The organism is Phycicoccus sp. Soil803, assembly GCF_001429685.1.
Taxonomy (GTDB): Bacteria; Actinomycetota; Actinomycetes; order Actinomycetales; family Dermatophilaceae; genus Pedococcus.
In genome coordinates, this window is the sequence record NZ_LMST01000001.1 from 2,042,702 (window position 1) to 2,055,706 (window position 13,005).

The 13,005-nt window shown below is 71.8% G+C and carries 14 protein-coding genes; 13 read left to right on the top strand and 1 reads right to left on the bottom strand.

Annotated elements, in window-relative coordinates; genetic code table 11:
- Positions 1-35: 35 nt before the first annotated feature.
- The 11 genes from ASG95_RS09390 to ASG95_RS09440 all read left to right on the top strand — a co-directional run bounded on the left by ASG95_RS09390 (position 36) and on the right by ASG95_RS09440 (position 10,784).
- Positions 36-419 carry a DUF948 domain-containing protein gene (locus ASG95_RS09390; RefSeq protein ID WP_056923355.1) on the top strand — a complete coding sequence of 128 codons (384 nt, stop codon included), beginning with the start codon at positions 36-38 and terminating at the stop codon, positions 417-419.
- A gap of 5 nt (positions 420-424) precedes the next feature.
- Positions 425-730 (top strand): DUF6167 family protein, encoded by a 306-nt coding sequence (locus ASG95_RS09395; protein WP_057377273.1) that lies wholly within the window; start codon positions 425-427, stop codon positions 728-730.
- A 111-nt stretch (positions 731-841) separates the two neighbouring features.
- Positions 842-3,544, top strand: coding sequence for an alanine--tRNA ligase (alaS, locus tag ASG95_RS09400; protein ID WP_057377274.1), 2,703 nt, complete (start codon positions 842-844; stop codon positions 3,542-3,544).
- Between the two features lie 20 nt (positions 3,545-3,564).
- Positions 3,565-4,080: a Holliday junction resolvase RuvX gene (gene ruvX, locus ASG95_RS09405; protein ID WP_057378834.1), complete on the top strand. Its 516-nt coding sequence runs from the start codon at positions 3,565-3,567 to the stop codon at positions 4,078-4,080.
- Entirely contained in the window at positions 4,077-5,270 is a 1,194-nt protein-coding gene (gene mltG, locus ASG95_RS09410; RefSeq protein WP_057377275.1) for an endolytic transglycosylase MltG, read from the top strand. Before ruvX ends, mltG begins: the two co-directional genes overlap by 4 nt.
- Entirely contained in the window at positions 5,263-6,081 is an 819-nt protein-coding gene (locus tag ASG95_RS09415) for a shikimate dehydrogenase (RefSeq protein ID WP_056923351.1), read from the top strand. Before mltG ends, ASG95_RS09415 begins: the two co-directional genes overlap by 8 nt.
- 31 nt (positions 6,082-6,112) lie before the next feature.
- Positions 6,113-6,808 (top strand): A24 family peptidase, encoded by a 696-nt coding sequence (locus ASG95_RS09420; RefSeq protein WP_057377276.1) that lies wholly within the window; start codon positions 6,113-6,115, stop codon positions 6,806-6,808.
- 37 nt (positions 6,809-6,845) lie between these two features.
- On the top strand, positions 6,846-8,069 hold the full coding sequence (gene aroC, locus ASG95_RS09425) for a chorismate synthase (protein WP_057377277.1): 1,224 nt from the start codon (positions 6,846-6,848) through the stop codon (positions 8,067-8,069).
- A complete protein-coding gene (locus tag ASG95_RS09430; RefSeq protein ID WP_082593114.1) occupies positions 8,066-8,599 on the top strand; it encodes a shikimate kinase in 534 nt (177 codons plus the stop codon). Before aroC ends, ASG95_RS09430 begins: the two co-directional genes overlap by 4 nt.
- A gap of 13 nt (positions 8,600-8,612) precedes the next feature.
- The gene (aroB, locus tag ASG95_RS09435; protein ID WP_056923348.1) at positions 8,613-9,686 is read left to right on the top strand and encodes a 3-dehydroquinate synthase; all 1,074 of its coding nucleotides are present in this window, start codon (positions 8,613-8,615) and stop codon (positions 9,684-9,686) included.
- Between the two features lie 183 nt (positions 9,687-9,869).
- Positions 9,870-10,784 (top strand): 3,4-dioxygenase subunit beta, encoded by a 915-nt coding sequence (locus ASG95_RS09440; RefSeq protein ID WP_056923347.1) that lies wholly within the window; start codon positions 9,870-9,872, stop codon positions 10,782-10,784.
- A gap of 13 nt (positions 10,785-10,797) precedes the next feature.
- Here ASG95_RS09440 and ASG95_RS09445 read toward each other — a convergent pair whose 3' ends face one another.
- Positions 10,798-11,766, bottom strand: coding sequence for an aldo/keto reductase (locus ASG95_RS09445; protein ID WP_369820369.1), 969 nt, complete (start codon positions 11,764-11,766; stop codon positions 10,798-10,800).
- Positions 11,767-11,962: 196 nt separating this feature from the next.
- On the opposite strand from ASG95_RS09445, the gene efp reads away from it, so the two are divergent.
- The gene (gene efp, locus ASG95_RS09450) at positions 11,963-12,523 is read left to right on the top strand and encodes an elongation factor P (RefSeq protein WP_056923345.1); all 561 of its coding nucleotides are present in this window, start codon (positions 11,963-11,965) and stop codon (positions 12,521-12,523) included.
- Positions 12,524-12,937, top strand: coding sequence for a transcription antitermination factor NusB (nusB, locus tag ASG95_RS09455; RefSeq protein ID WP_056923344.1), 414 nt, complete (start codon positions 12,524-12,526; stop codon positions 12,935-12,937). It abuts the gene before it with no gap.
- The last annotated feature ends 68 nt before the right edge of the window (positions 12,938-13,005 follow it).

A 13,005-nucleotide genomic window follows, 5' to 3' on the forward strand; every position in this document is an offset into this window, starting at 1 on the left:
GCGGCGCCACGGGGTAGGGTGCCCGCATGGATTCAGTGAGTTTGGGCGACATCGCGGGCATGATCGCGGCGCTGGCCTTCGCGTTCCTGGTCTTCCGACTGGGCAGCGTCATCGGCAAGGCCGGCAAGATCCTCGACGAGACGAGGGTCAGCCTGCGCAGCACCACGGAGAACGTGCAGCCGACCCTGCTCAAGCTCACCGACACCGTCAGCCTGACCAACGAGCAGCTCGCGCGGGTCGACGGCATCACCACCAACGTGTCGGCGATGACGACCAACGCCAGCGCGCTCACCTCGCTGTTCGCGGCCACCCTCGGCTCGCCCGTCGTGAAGGTCGCGGCGTTCACCTACGGAGTCCGCTCGGCGCTGAGCGCCAGCGGCACCAAGAACGCAGGCGGCCGTCGCCGCCGCAGGGGCTGATCACCGTGGCACGTCTCTTCTGGGTGGCGCTGGGCGCCGCAGCCGGTGTGTATGCCGTGCGCAAGGTCAGCAAGGCGGCCGAGGCCTACACGCCGGCCGGCGTCGCGAACGGCCTGTCCGACTTCGGCGAGGGCCTGCGCGAGCTCGCGGCCGCGGTGCGTGAGGGCATGGCCGAGCGTGAGGGCGAGCTGCGCCTGGCGCTGGGCATCGACGCCGGCACGGCCGACGACCCCGAGGCGAGCGCGGCCCGGCTCGACGCCGCGTCGGCGCGCGCCCTCCTCGACGACCCCACGGGCCCGCGAGCTCGGTAGGGGCGCTGGCGCACCCGCGTCGCCGCCCCGGCACACCCCCGTTGTTTGCCCGTACGATTCGTCATGCCGGCCCGTCGGTGGCCCCGCATGCGCCTAAGGACTGAGTACTTCATGGAAACCGCCGAGATCAGGCGCCGCTTCCTCTCGTTCTACGAGAGCAAGGGCCACACGATCGTCCCGTCGTCACCGCTGGTGTACGACGACCCCAACCTCCTGTTCGTCAACGCCGGCATGGTGCCGTTCAAGCCCTACTTCCTCGGCCAGCAGGAGCCGCTCTGGGACCGCGCCACGTCGGTGCAGAAGTGCGTGCGCACCGGTGACATCGAGGAGGTCGGCAAGACCTCCCGCCACGGCACCTTCTTCCAGATGAACGGGAACTTCTCGTTCGGCGACTACTTCAAGGAAGGCGCCATCCGGTTCGCGTGGGAGCTCATCACCACGCCGCAGGGGCAGGGTGGCTACGGCCTCGACGCCGACAAGATCTGGCCCACCGTCTACGAGGACGACGACGAGGCCTACGAGCTGTGGCACAAGACCATCGGCGTGCCCGCGGAGCGGATCACCCGCCGCGGCAAGCTCGACAACTACTGGCACATGGGCGTGCCCGGTCCGGGCGGGCCGTGCAGCGAGCTCTACCTCGACCGTGGCCCGGAGTACGGCCGCGAAGGCGGCCCGGCCGTCGACGAGGACCGCTACCTCGAGTTCTGGAACCTCGTGTTCATGCAGTACGAGCTGTCCGCCGTCCGCGCCAAGGACGACTTCGACATCTCCGGTGAGCTGCCGAAGAAGAACATCGACACCGGCATGGGCCTGGAGCGGATGGCGACCCTGCTCCAGGGTGTCGACAACCTCTACGAGATCGACGAGGTCTACCCCGTCCTCGAGCGGGCGGCCGACCTCACCGGCAAGAAGTACGGCGCCCACTCCGGCCACGCGGCCAGCGAGTCCCACCCCGACGACGTGCGGCTGCGGGTGGTGGCCGACCACGTGCGCTCCAGCCTCATGCTCATCGGCGACGGGGTGACCCCCGGCAACGAGGGTCGCGGCTACGTCCTGCGCCGGATGCTGCGCCGCGCGGTGCGCTCGATGCGCCTGCTCGGGTTCGACGAGCCGAGCCTGCCGCTGCTGCTGCCGGTCTCCGTCGAGCGGATGAAGAACTCCTACCCCGAGCTCGAGGCCGGCTTCGACCGCATCTCCCAGATCGCCTACGCCGAGGAGGAGGCGTTCCGTCGCACGCTCGCCTCGGGCACGACCATCCTCGACACCGCGGTCGCGCGGACCAAGTCGTCCGGGGGCAGCACGCTCGCGGGTGACGAGGCGTTCGCGCTGCACGACACCTACGGCTTCCCGATCGACCTCACCCTCGAGATGGCGTCCGAGCAGGGGCTGGAGGTCGACCGCGAGGGCTTCACGCGACTGATGCAGGAGCAGCGGGAGCGTGCCAAGGCCGACGCGAAGGCCAAGAAGGGCGGGCACGCGAACACCGAGGTCTGGAAGGAGCTGCGCGCACTCGGTGCCACCGACTGGCGGGCCTACCAGGAGCTGACCTCCGACGCCAAGGTCCTCGGCCTCGTCGTCGACGGCGCCGCCGTCCAGGAGCTCGAGCCGGGCCAGCGGGGTCAGGTCGTCCTCGACCGCACCCCGTTCTACGCCGAGTCCGGTGGCCAGGTCGCCGACGAGGGACTGATCACCGCCGACGGGGCGCTCCTCAAGGTGGTGGACGTCCAGCGTCCGGTCAAGGGACTGGTCGCGCACACCGTCGAGGTCGTCACCGGCCCGCTGCGGGTGGGGCAGGACGTCTCCGCCGCCGTGGATGCCGACTGGCGTATCTCGGCCTGCCAGGCGCACTCCGGCACCCACGTGGTCCACGCCGCGCTCCGCCAGGTGCTCGGCCCCACGGCCCTGCAGTCCGGCTCCTACAACAAGCCCGGCTACCTGCGCCTCGACTTCGCCTGGGGCCAGGGCCTGTCGCCCGAGACCCGCAGCGAGATCGAGGAGGTGGCCAACCTCGCGGTGCGCCAGGACCTCCCGGTCTCGGCGCAGTACATGACGCTGCCCGAGGCGCGTGAGTTCGGCGCCCTGGCGCTGTTCGGCGAGACCTACGACGAGCAGGTCCGCGTCATCGAGATCGGCGGCCCCTGGTCGCGCGAGCTCTGCGGTGGCACCCACGTCGGCCACTCCAGCCAGATCGGCGCCCTCACGGTCACCGGTGAGTCCAGCGTCGGCTCCGGCGTGCGTCGCCTCGAGGCCTTCGTCGGCATGGAGGCATTGCACTACCTCGCGAAGGAGCGGGCGCTCGTCGCCGAGCTCACCGACATCGTCAAGGTGCAGCCCGGCGAGCTCAAGGAGCGGGTGGCCGCGCTGGTGACCCGCGTCCGGGACGCCGAGCGCGAGCTCGAGAAGCTGCGCCGCGAGCAGGTGCAGGCCGCGACCGGCAAGCTCGTCGAGTACGCCCACGACGTCGACGGGGTGCGGGTCCTGACCCACGACGCCGGCGACGGCACGACCGCCGACGACCTGCGCACCATGGTGCTCGACCTGCGCAACCGCCTGGGTGATGCGGCACCGTCCGTGGTCGCCCTGACCGGGATCTCCGGCGGTCGCCCGGCGATCGTCGTGGCCACCAACCCCGGCGCCCGCGACCGGGGGATCAAGGCGGGCGCCCTCGTGCGACTCGCCGCGCAGACCCTCGGGGGCGGCGGAGGCGGCAAGGACGACCTCGCCCAGGGCGGCGGCACCGACGCCACCCGCACTGGTGAGGCCCTCGGCCAGGTCGACCGGGCCGTGCAGGCCGCCAGCCAGGGCGCTGGGTGAACCAGCCCACCCCCACCTCGATGCCCACCCGCCCCGGACGGCGGGTGGGCATCGACGTCGGCAGCGTGCGGGTCGGGGTCGCCGCGAGCGACCCGTCGGCCCTGCTGGCCACCCCCGTGCGGACCGTCGCGCGGGACCCCGACGACGCTGCCGCCCACCCCACCGACCTCGAGGAGGTCGCGGCCCTCGTCGTCGAGCTGGCGGCGGTGGAGGTGGTCGTGGGCCTCCCGAGGACGCTCGCTGGTGACGAAGGTGCCGCCGCGGAGGCCGCTCGCACGTATGCTGGGCGGCTGTCGGAGCGCATCGCCCCCGTGCCCGTCCGTCTGGTCGACGAGCGGCTCACGACGGTCGATGCCCACCGCAACCTCCGTGCGAGCGGGGTCGACGGCCGGCGGCAACGTTCGGTGGTCGACCAGGCGGCTGCAGTCCTCATCCTGCAGACGGCGCTCGACGCGGAGCGTAGTTCCGGGCGGCCGCCCGGCGAGCTGGTCAGGACAGGTGGGCGCAAGCCCCGGACGAAGGACAGGCGGCGATGACCGAGCCCCATCTGGAGCACTCGATCTTCGGGGGGCACGAGGACGCGCTCGAGAGCACGCACGAGGCCGAGCAGCCGATCCGCACCCGGGCGGACCGCCACCGCAACGCCCGCCCGAAGAAGCGCAGGGGCCGGCGGATGGGATGCCTGTCCATCGCCCTGGCGATCGTCGCAGTCGCGGCGTTCGCGGCATACACGGTCCTGCGGCCCGTCGTCGACGGCTTCTTCGAGAGCAACGACTACCCCGGTCCCGGCACCGGTGAGGTGCAGATCGTCGTCAACGACGGCGACACCGGCAGCGCCATCGGCGCGACGCTCGAGAAGGCCGACGTGGTCAAGAGCGCCAGTGCCTACCTCGACGCCGCCGCAGGTGACTCGCGCGCGGCCGCGATCCAGCCGGGCACGTACACGATGAAGAAGCAGATGTCCGGCGCGGGTGCGCTGGCCATCTTGCTCGACCCGAAGAACCGCACCGTGCCCCGCGTGACGGTGCGGGAGGGCCTGTGGAAGAAGGAGGTCTTCGCCGCGCTGTCCAAGGGCACCGGCGTGCCCGTCGCCGAGTACACCGCGGCGATCAAGGACCCGGCTGCGATCGGCCTGCCATCCGTCGCGAAGGGCAACGTCGAGGGCTACCTCTTCCCGGCGACCTACGAGTTCCCCGCCAAGTCGACCGCGACCCAGCAGCTCAAGATCATGGTGGCCAAGGCCGTCGACGAGCTGCAGAAGGCCGGCGTGGAGGAGGCCGACTACCAGAAGACGCTCATCGTGGCCTCGATCGTCGAGGGCGAGGCCGGCGTGGCCGACCGGGGCAAGGTCGCCCGGGTGATCGACAACCGGCTGGAGAACCCGTCGGGTCCGACCGTCGGGCTGCTCCAGATGGACTCCACGGTGAACTTCGTGCTGAAGAAGCGGGGCAACCTCACCAAGGCCGAGTACGACTCGGCCAAGTCGAACCCCTACGACACGTACACCCACAAGGGCCTCCCGCCCGGCCCGATCAGCAGCCCGGGTGCGGCCGCGATCGAGGCTGCGGCCAACCCGGCCGACGGCCCGTGGTTCTACTTCGTGACGGTCAACTACGACACCGGCGAGACGTTGTTCGCGACCACCCAGGCCGAGCACGACCGCAACAACGCCCAGCGCCAGGCGTGGTGCGAGGAGAACAAGCCGAAGTGCGAGGGCGGTGGCTGAGCCGCGCCGGGCGGCGGTCCTCGGGTCACCAGTGGCGCACTCGCTGTCCCCGGTGCTGCACCGGGCGGGCTACCGCACGCTGGGGCTGACCGGCTGGTCCTACGTGGCGCAGGAGCTGACCGAGGCCGAGCTCCCCGGGTGGGTCGCGGGCCTGGACGCCACCTGGCGGGGCCTGAGCCTGACCATGCCGCTCAAGGAGGCCGCGTTCTCGGTGGCCACCACCGTCACCGAGACGGCCAGGGTCACCGGCTCGGTCAACACGCTGGTGCGGCGCCGGGACGGCGGCTGGGACGCCCACAACACCGACGTCCGAGGGCTCGAGGCGGCGCTCGCCGAGGCCGAGCACGACGGCACCGCCACGCTGCTCGGGGGCGGGGCGACGGCTCGGTCGGCGGTGCTGGCGCTCGGGTCGCTCGGGGTGCAGCGGATCCGGCTCGTCGTGCGCGGCGACGCCCGCCCGGAGACGCTGCGGCTCGCCGTGCATGCCGGGATCGCGGTCGACCTCGTGCCCCTGGCGTCGTGGGGGTCGGCCCACCCCGGTGGGCTCGTGGTCAGCACCCTGCCGCCGGCGGCCGGCGAGCTCGCTGCCCGGGCGCTCGGCACGCGCAAGCGCCGCGGGACCCTGATGGACGTCGTCTACGCCGACTGGCCGACCCCGCTCGCCACGGCTGCGGCTGCGACCGGCATGCACGTGGTGTCCGGGCTGGACATGCTCGTCTACCAGGCCGCGGAGCAGTTCCGGCTCTTCACCGGCCAGCAGCCACCCGTCCAGGCGATGTATGCCGCCGGGAGACAGGCGCTGGGCCGATGAAGGACTCCGGGTCGACCAAGGGACGAGCCCGGTGATCGAGCTGGCCGACGGCGCCGGGACCGCACCCTGGGCGCTGGTCCTGCTCGCGCTCGCGGGAGCTGTGGTGGGCGGGCTGACCGGACGAGCCCTCGCGACCGGTGGCTACCGCGTCGAGTCCGACCAGGCCGGTGCCGTGCCGCGGCACTGGTGGTGGCCGGCGGTGGTGCTGGCCGCCCTCTGGGCGGTGCTGGGCTGGCGGATCGGCGACTTCGCCGGCTGGGCCGCCCTGCCGGCGTTCCTCTACTTCGGCTGGCTGACCGTGGGCCTGGTCTGGATCGACGCCGACGTGCACCGGCTGCCCGACGGGCTGGTGCTGCCGTCCTACCCGGCGCTGCTCGTGCTGGTGGTGGTGGCGACCGCGGGGCTGGGGGACTGGTGGGCCCTCGTGCGGGCGCTGGCCTGCCTGGCCGCCATGTACGCCGTCTACTTCGTGATGATGCTCCTGTCGCCGAGCTCACTGGGCTTCGGCGACGTGAAGCTCTCCGGGCTGATCGGCCTGCTGCTCGGATGGCTCGGGGTCAGCGAGGCGGTCGTGGCCCTGATGGCCGGCTTCCTCGCGGGCGGCCTGATCGCCCTCGTCATGCTCGTCGGCCGCCGGGTGGGGATGCGCTCACACATCGCCTTCGGGCCGTCGATGCTGGTCGGCGCCTTCGTCGGCGTCCTGGTGCAGTACCACGTGGTGGCCTAGCGGAAGACGTCGGTGACCTGCATGGGAGGATCGGTCCATGCTCCGTTGGTTGACCGCAGGTGAGTCCCACGGCCCGGCCCTCCTCGCGACGATCGAGGGTCTGCCGGCCGGGGTCGAGGTGACGACCAAGGACGTCGCCGCCGCCCTGGCCCGACGCCGGCTCGGGTTCGGTCGGGGTGCCCGGATGAAGTTCGAGCAGGACGAGGTCGAGTTCCTCGGGGGAGTGCGCCACGGCGTGACGATGGGTTCGCCGGTGGCGATCCGGATCGGCAACACCGAGTGGCCCAAGTGGGAGACCGTGATGTCGCCCGACCCGGTCTCCGACGAAGCGTATGCCGCGGCCGACGACGTCAACGCCGAGAAGGAGGTCGCCCGCAACCGGCCGCTGACCCGACCGCGCCCGGGGCACGCCGACCTCGTGGGCATGCAGAAGTACGGCTTCGACGACGCGCGACCGGTGCTCGAGCGCGCCTCGGCCCGCGAGACCGCCGCCCGCGTGGCCCTCGGTGAGGTGGCCGCCCGCTTCCTCGAGCAGGCCTACGGCATCCGGCTGGTCTCGCACACCGTGGCGATCGGTGCGGCCGGCGTCGCCGAGGACGCCCCGCTGCCCACCCCCGACCAGGTCGAGCAGATCGACGCCGACCCGGTGCGCACCCTCGACGCCGCCGGCTCGGCGGCCATGGTCGCCGAGGTCGAGGCGGCCAAGAAGGACGGCGACACGCTGGGTGGCGTGGTCGAGGTGGTGGCCTACGGGCTGCCCCCGGGCCTCGGCTCGCACGTGCACTGGGACCGCCGGCTCGACGCCCAGCTCGCCGCGGCACTCATGGGCATCCAGGCCATCAAGGGCGTCGAGGTCGGCGACGGCTTCCGCACCGCGGCACGACGGGGTTCGGCCGCGCACGACGAGATGGAGCGGGATGCGGCCGGGGTGATCCACCGGCGCACCGGTCGGGCCGGAGGCACCGAGGGCGGGATGTCCACCGGGGACGTGCTCCGCGTGCGGGCCGCCATGAAGCCGATCTCCACCGTGCCGCGCGCCCTCGACACGGTCGACACGACCGGGGCCGAGGCCGCCAAGGCGATCCACCAGCGCTCCGACGTGTGTGCGGTCCCCGCGGCCGGGGTCGTGGCCGAGGCGATGGTCGCGCTCGTGCTGGCGCAGGCCTGTGTGGAGAAGTTCGGCGGCGACTCGGTCGCCGAGACGTCGCGCAACCACGCGGCATACCTCGCGGCCATCCCCGAGGCGATGCGCACGTGGTGACTGGCACGACGACTCCCCGGCTGGTGCTCATCGGACCGCCCGGGGTGGGCAAGAGCACGATCGGGCGACGGCTGGCCCGCGCGCTCGACCTGCCCGCCCACGACACCGACCGGGCCGTCGAGGTGGCTGCCGGCCAGTCGATCCCCGACCTGTTCGTCGACCACGGCGAGGCGCACTTCCGCGAGCTGGAGCGCGCCGAGGTGCTGCGCGCGCTGGCCGAGGAGGTGGGGGTGGTGTCACTCGGTGGGGGTGCCCCGATGGACCCCGAGGTGCAGGCCGCCCTGGCCGGGCACACCGTGGTCTTCCTCGACGTCGGCATCGCCGATGCCGCGCGACGCATCGGCTTCGACGCCAGCCGTCCGTTGCTGATGGTCAACCCCCGCGCCAGCTGGACCAAGATGATGAACGAGCGACGCCCGACCTACGAGCGGCTCGCCACCGTGCGCGTCGACACGGCGGGCCGCAAGCCGGCCGCCGTGGTCGAGGAGATCCTGGCGTTCCTCGGCGCACCGACCGGAGACAGCACATGAACGGACCCACCGCATGAGCACCACCCGCATCAGCGTCGGAGGCGACTACGACGTCGTCGTGGGCACCGGTCTGCTGGGAGAGCTGCCCGAGCTCCTCGGAGCGGCGACCCAGCGCGTCCTCGTCGTCCACCCGCGCGCTCTCGCAGCGACCGGTGAAGGCGTGCGAGAGGCGTTGGTGGCCAAGGGTTTCGAGGCGTATGCCGCGGAGGTGCCCGACGCCGAAGAGGCCAAGACCGCGCAGGTCGCCGCCTTCCTGTGGGGTGTCCTCGGGCAGGCCGGCTTCACCCGCACCGATGCCATCGTTAGCGTCGGGGGAGGGGCGACCACCGACCTGGCCGGCTTCGTGGCGGCCACCTGGCTGCGCGGCATCCGGGTGGTCCACGTGCCGACCACCCTGCTGGCGATGGTGGACGCCGCGGTCGGGGGCAAGACCGGCATCAACACGGCGGAGGGCAAGAACCTGGTCGGGTCGTTCCACCCGCCGGCCGGGGTGCTCTGCGACCTCGCGACCCTGGAGACCCTGCCCAAGCACGACTTCGTGGCCGGGCTGGCCGAGGTCGTCAAGTGCGGCTTCATCGCCGACCCGGTCATCCTCGACCTCGTCGAGTCCGACCCCGAGGGCGCCACCCGCGCCGACGGGCCGCACGTCCGTGAGCTCATCGAACGGGCGATCCGGGTGAAGGCCGAGGTCGTGGCGCAGGACCTCAAGGAGGCCGACCTGCGCGAGATCCTCAACTACGGCCACACCTTCGGCCACGCCGTCGAACAGGTCGAGCGCTACGCGTTCCGCCACGGCGCGGCCGTCTCGATCGGCATGGTCTACGTCGCCGAGCTCGCCCGCCTCACCGGCAAGCTCGACGACGCGCTGGTCGACCGGCACCGGGCCATCCTCACCTCGCTGGGCCTGCCGGTGTCCTACCGGGGCGACCGGTGGCCGCAGCTGCTCGACGCGATGAAGCGCGACAAGAAGTCGCGGGGCTCGTTGCTGCGGTTCGTGGTGCTGTCCGACGTGGGTCGGCCCACCCGGCTCGAGGGCCCCGACCCGGCGCTGCTCCAGGCCGCCTACGCCGAGGTCTCCCGCGAGTAGCCCCTCCACACCCTTCACCCCACCAGCCCCAGCTTTATCGGGTCTTGGGACAAGGTTGTGCTTCACCCCGGAACGGTTCCGGGGTGAAGCACAACGTTCCGGGGTGAAGCCGGGGCCACCGCTCACAGGGACCGCACAGCCAGGGCACACGCCGCGGAGGGTGAGAGCGACCATGGTGGAGCCATGAGCACACACCAGACCCCAGCGGACCACGGCACGGACCACCTCGGTGCCCCACACGACGACCGGCACGACCGCGGGCTCGAGTTCGACCTCGCCACGCTCTTCGACCGGCGTCGCGTGCTCGGGCTGTTCGGCGGCCTGGGGGCCACGGCGGCGCTCGCCGCGTGCGGTGCAAACGGCGACTCCGCGGGCTCGACCAGCTCGACCTCGTCGTCCTCCTCCACCAGCTCGGCGACCTCCGCGACGTCCTCAACCTCCTCCTCGAGCGCTGCCTCGGGGAGCACGCCCCAGGCCGAGGTCCCCGACGAGACCGGCGGCCCCTACCCGGGTGACGGCTCCAACGGGCCCAACGTCCTCGACGACTCGGGCATCGTGCGGTCCGACATCACCAGCAGCTTCGGCTCGTCGACGACCACGGCCCAGGGCGTCCCGCTCACGATCAACCTCACCGTCACGGACGCGGGCAACGGCTACTCCGCCCTGTCCGGTGCCGCCGTCTACCTGTGGCACTGCGACCGCGACGGCCAGTACTCGCTCTACTCCCAGGGGGTCACCGACGAGAACTACCTGCGCGGGGTGCAGGCGACCAGCTCCTCCGGCACGGCGACGTTCACGAGCATCTTCCCCGCGGCATACTCGGGCCGCTGGCCGCACATCCACTTCGAGGTGTACCAGTCCCTGGCGCAGGCCACGAGCAGCGGACAGATCGTCAAGACCTCCCAGATCGCCCTGCCCGAGGCCGCCTGCGCCGAGGCCTACGCGACGGCCGGCTACGAGGCCAGCGTGCGCAACCTGGCGCAGACGTCATTGACGTCGGACAACGTGTTCGGCAACGACGGCGGCATCTACCAGCTCGCCACGGTCACCGGGAACGCCAGCGACGGCTACGTCGCCAACCTGACGGTCGGCGTCTGAGCGGCGGCGTGGGCTAGAGCTCGTCCAGCGCGGCGAGGTCCGCGGCATCCGGCTCCCAGCGGGCCGCTCGCGCGTTGCGGGTGACCTGCGCCGCCGACGTCGCGCCGCTGATGACCGAGGCCACCGCGGGCTGGGCCGCGAGCCCGCCGATCGCGACGTCGATCAGCTCGACGCCACGCTCGTCGGCGAAGCCCTGGAGCGCCTCGACCCGGTCCCAGTCGGCCTCCGCGAGCCACCCGGCGCGGTCCGCCTCGAGCGCCGCTCGCGAGCCCTCCGGCGCCGCGGCGTCCCGCTGGTACTTCCCGGTCAGCAGCCCGCGGGCCAGCGGGAAGAACGGGAGTATGCCGAGCCCGAACCGCTCGCACGCCGGCGTCACCTCGTCCTCGACCGTGCGGTCGAGCAGGGAGTACTCGTTCTGCACCGACACGAAGGACGCCAGCCCCGCCGTCGAGGAGGTCCAGGAGGCGTCGGCGACCTGCCAGCCGTCGAAGTTGGAGCACCCCAGGTAGAGGACCTTCCCCTCGCGCACGAGGTCGGTCAGCGCCTCCAGGGTCTCCTCGAGCGGGGTGAACGGGTCGGGGCGGTGCAGCTGGTAGAGGTCGATGTGGTCGGTCTGCAACCGCCGCAGGCTGGCCTCCACGGCCCGGCGGACGTAGCGACGCGACCCCAGCGCGCCGAAGTCGGGCCCGTTGGCGCCCTGCATGTCCATGCCGAACTTGGTGGCGAGCACGAACTGGTCGCGCTGGCCCTTGAGGGCCTCGCCCAGCATCGACTCGCTCTGGCCCGGGTGGCCGCCGTAGATGTCGGCGGTGTCGAGCAGCGTGACCCCGCTGTCGCGAGCCGCAGTCAGGATCGAGGCGACGCCGTCCTGGTCGACGCGTCGCCCGAACGCGTTGCAGCCGACGCCCGCGACGCTGACCATCAGGCCGCTCGACCCCAGCGGTCGGTAGGTCATGTCCGGGGCGGGAGGCGTGGCAGTCATGCCCTCACCCTAGGCAGGGTGGCAGCTGACGCATGCGGGCGGCACCGGCAGCGATTCGGGGGAGCGTGGACCGCACGGCTAGACTGTCGGCCGACTCCCACCCCGCACCTTTCCGGGACTGCCGCGCGCTCGCACGCCCGCGGCACACCGATGGCCTTTGACCGGCCTGCGCACCTGAACAGAGAGAGACAGTCACGTGGCATCGACCAACGACCTCAAGAACGGCCTGGTCCTCAACCTCGAGGGTCAGCTGTGGACCGTCGTGGAGTTCCAGCACGTCAAGCCCGGCAAGGGCCCGGCCTTCGTGCGGACCAAGCTCAAGAACGTCCTGTCCGGCAAGGTCGTCGACAAGACCTTCAACGCGGGCGTCAAGGTCGAGACCGCGAACGTCGACCGTCGCGACATGCAGTACCTGTACAAGGACGGGTCCGACTACGTCTTCATGGACGGCGACACCTACGACCAGATCCACATCCCCGAGGCCACCGTCGGCGACGTGGCCAACTACCTCCTCGAGAACCAGATGGCCCAGGTCGCGACCCACGACGGCACCGTGCTCTACGTCGAGCTGCCGACCTCGGTCGTCCTCGAGATCACCTACACCGAGCCCGGCCTGCAGGGTGACCGCTCCACCGGTGGCACCAAGCCAGCCACCCTCGAGACCGGTGCGACCATCAACGTGCCGTTGTTCCTCGAGCAGGGCACCAAGGTCAAGGTCGACACCCGCGACGGCTCCTACCTCGGCCGAGTGAACTGAGTGGGCGCACGGACCAAGTCCCGCAAGCGGGCCATCGACCTCCTCTTCGAGGCCGAGAACCGCGGCATGAACGCGCGTGACCTGCTCGCCGAGCGGCTGGCCAAGCCGGTCACCGAGGTGCCCCTGAACCAGTACACCTCCGACCTCGTCGAGGGGGTCGTCGCCCACTGGAACGACATCAACGAGCTGCTCTCGACCTACTCGCAGGGCTGGACGCTCGAGCGGATGCCCAGCGTCGACCGCGCCATCCTGCGGCTCGGGGCGTTCGAGGTGCTCTATGCGACCGAGGTGCCGGAGAGCGTCGCCATCGCCGAGGCGGTCGAGCTGGCCAAGAGCCTGTCCACCGACGACTCGCCGAAGTTCGTCAACGGCCTGCTCGCCCGGCTGGCCGAGGTCAAGCCCACCCTCGCGTGACCTAGGTCCGTGCGGCGCGGGGTTCGCTGCGTCCCCACTTCGGTGGACCGGTATGCCGCGGGCCCACG

Bases quoted from the DNA above. Each gene is read 5' to 3' on its own strand.
- ASG95_RS09440 (WP_056923347.1), top strand. From the start codon at position 9,870: ATGAGCACACACCAGACCCCAGCGGACCACGGCACGGACCACCTCGGT.
- aroC (WP_057377277.1), top strand. From the start codon at position 6,846: ATGCTCCGTTGGTTGACCGCAGGTGAGTCCCACGGCCCGGCCCTCCTC.
- aroB (WP_056923348.1), top strand. From the start codon at position 8,613: ATGAGCACCACCCGCATCAGCGTCGGAGGCGACTACGACGTCGTCGTG.
- ASG95_RS09445 (WP_369820369.1), bottom strand. From the start codon at position 11,766: ATGACTGCCACGCCTCCCGCCCCGGACATGACCTACCGACCGCTGGGG.
- alaS (WP_057377274.1), top strand. From the start codon at position 842: ATGGAAACCGCCGAGATCAGGCGCCGCTTCCTCTCGTTCTACGAGAGC.
- ruvX (WP_057378834.1), top strand. From the start codon at position 3,565: ATGCCCACCCGCCCCGGACGGCGGGTGGGCATCGACGTCGGCAGCGTG.
- mltG (WP_057377275.1), top strand. From the start codon at position 4,077: ATGACCGAGCCCCATCTGGAGCACTCGATCTTCGGGGGGCACGAGGAC.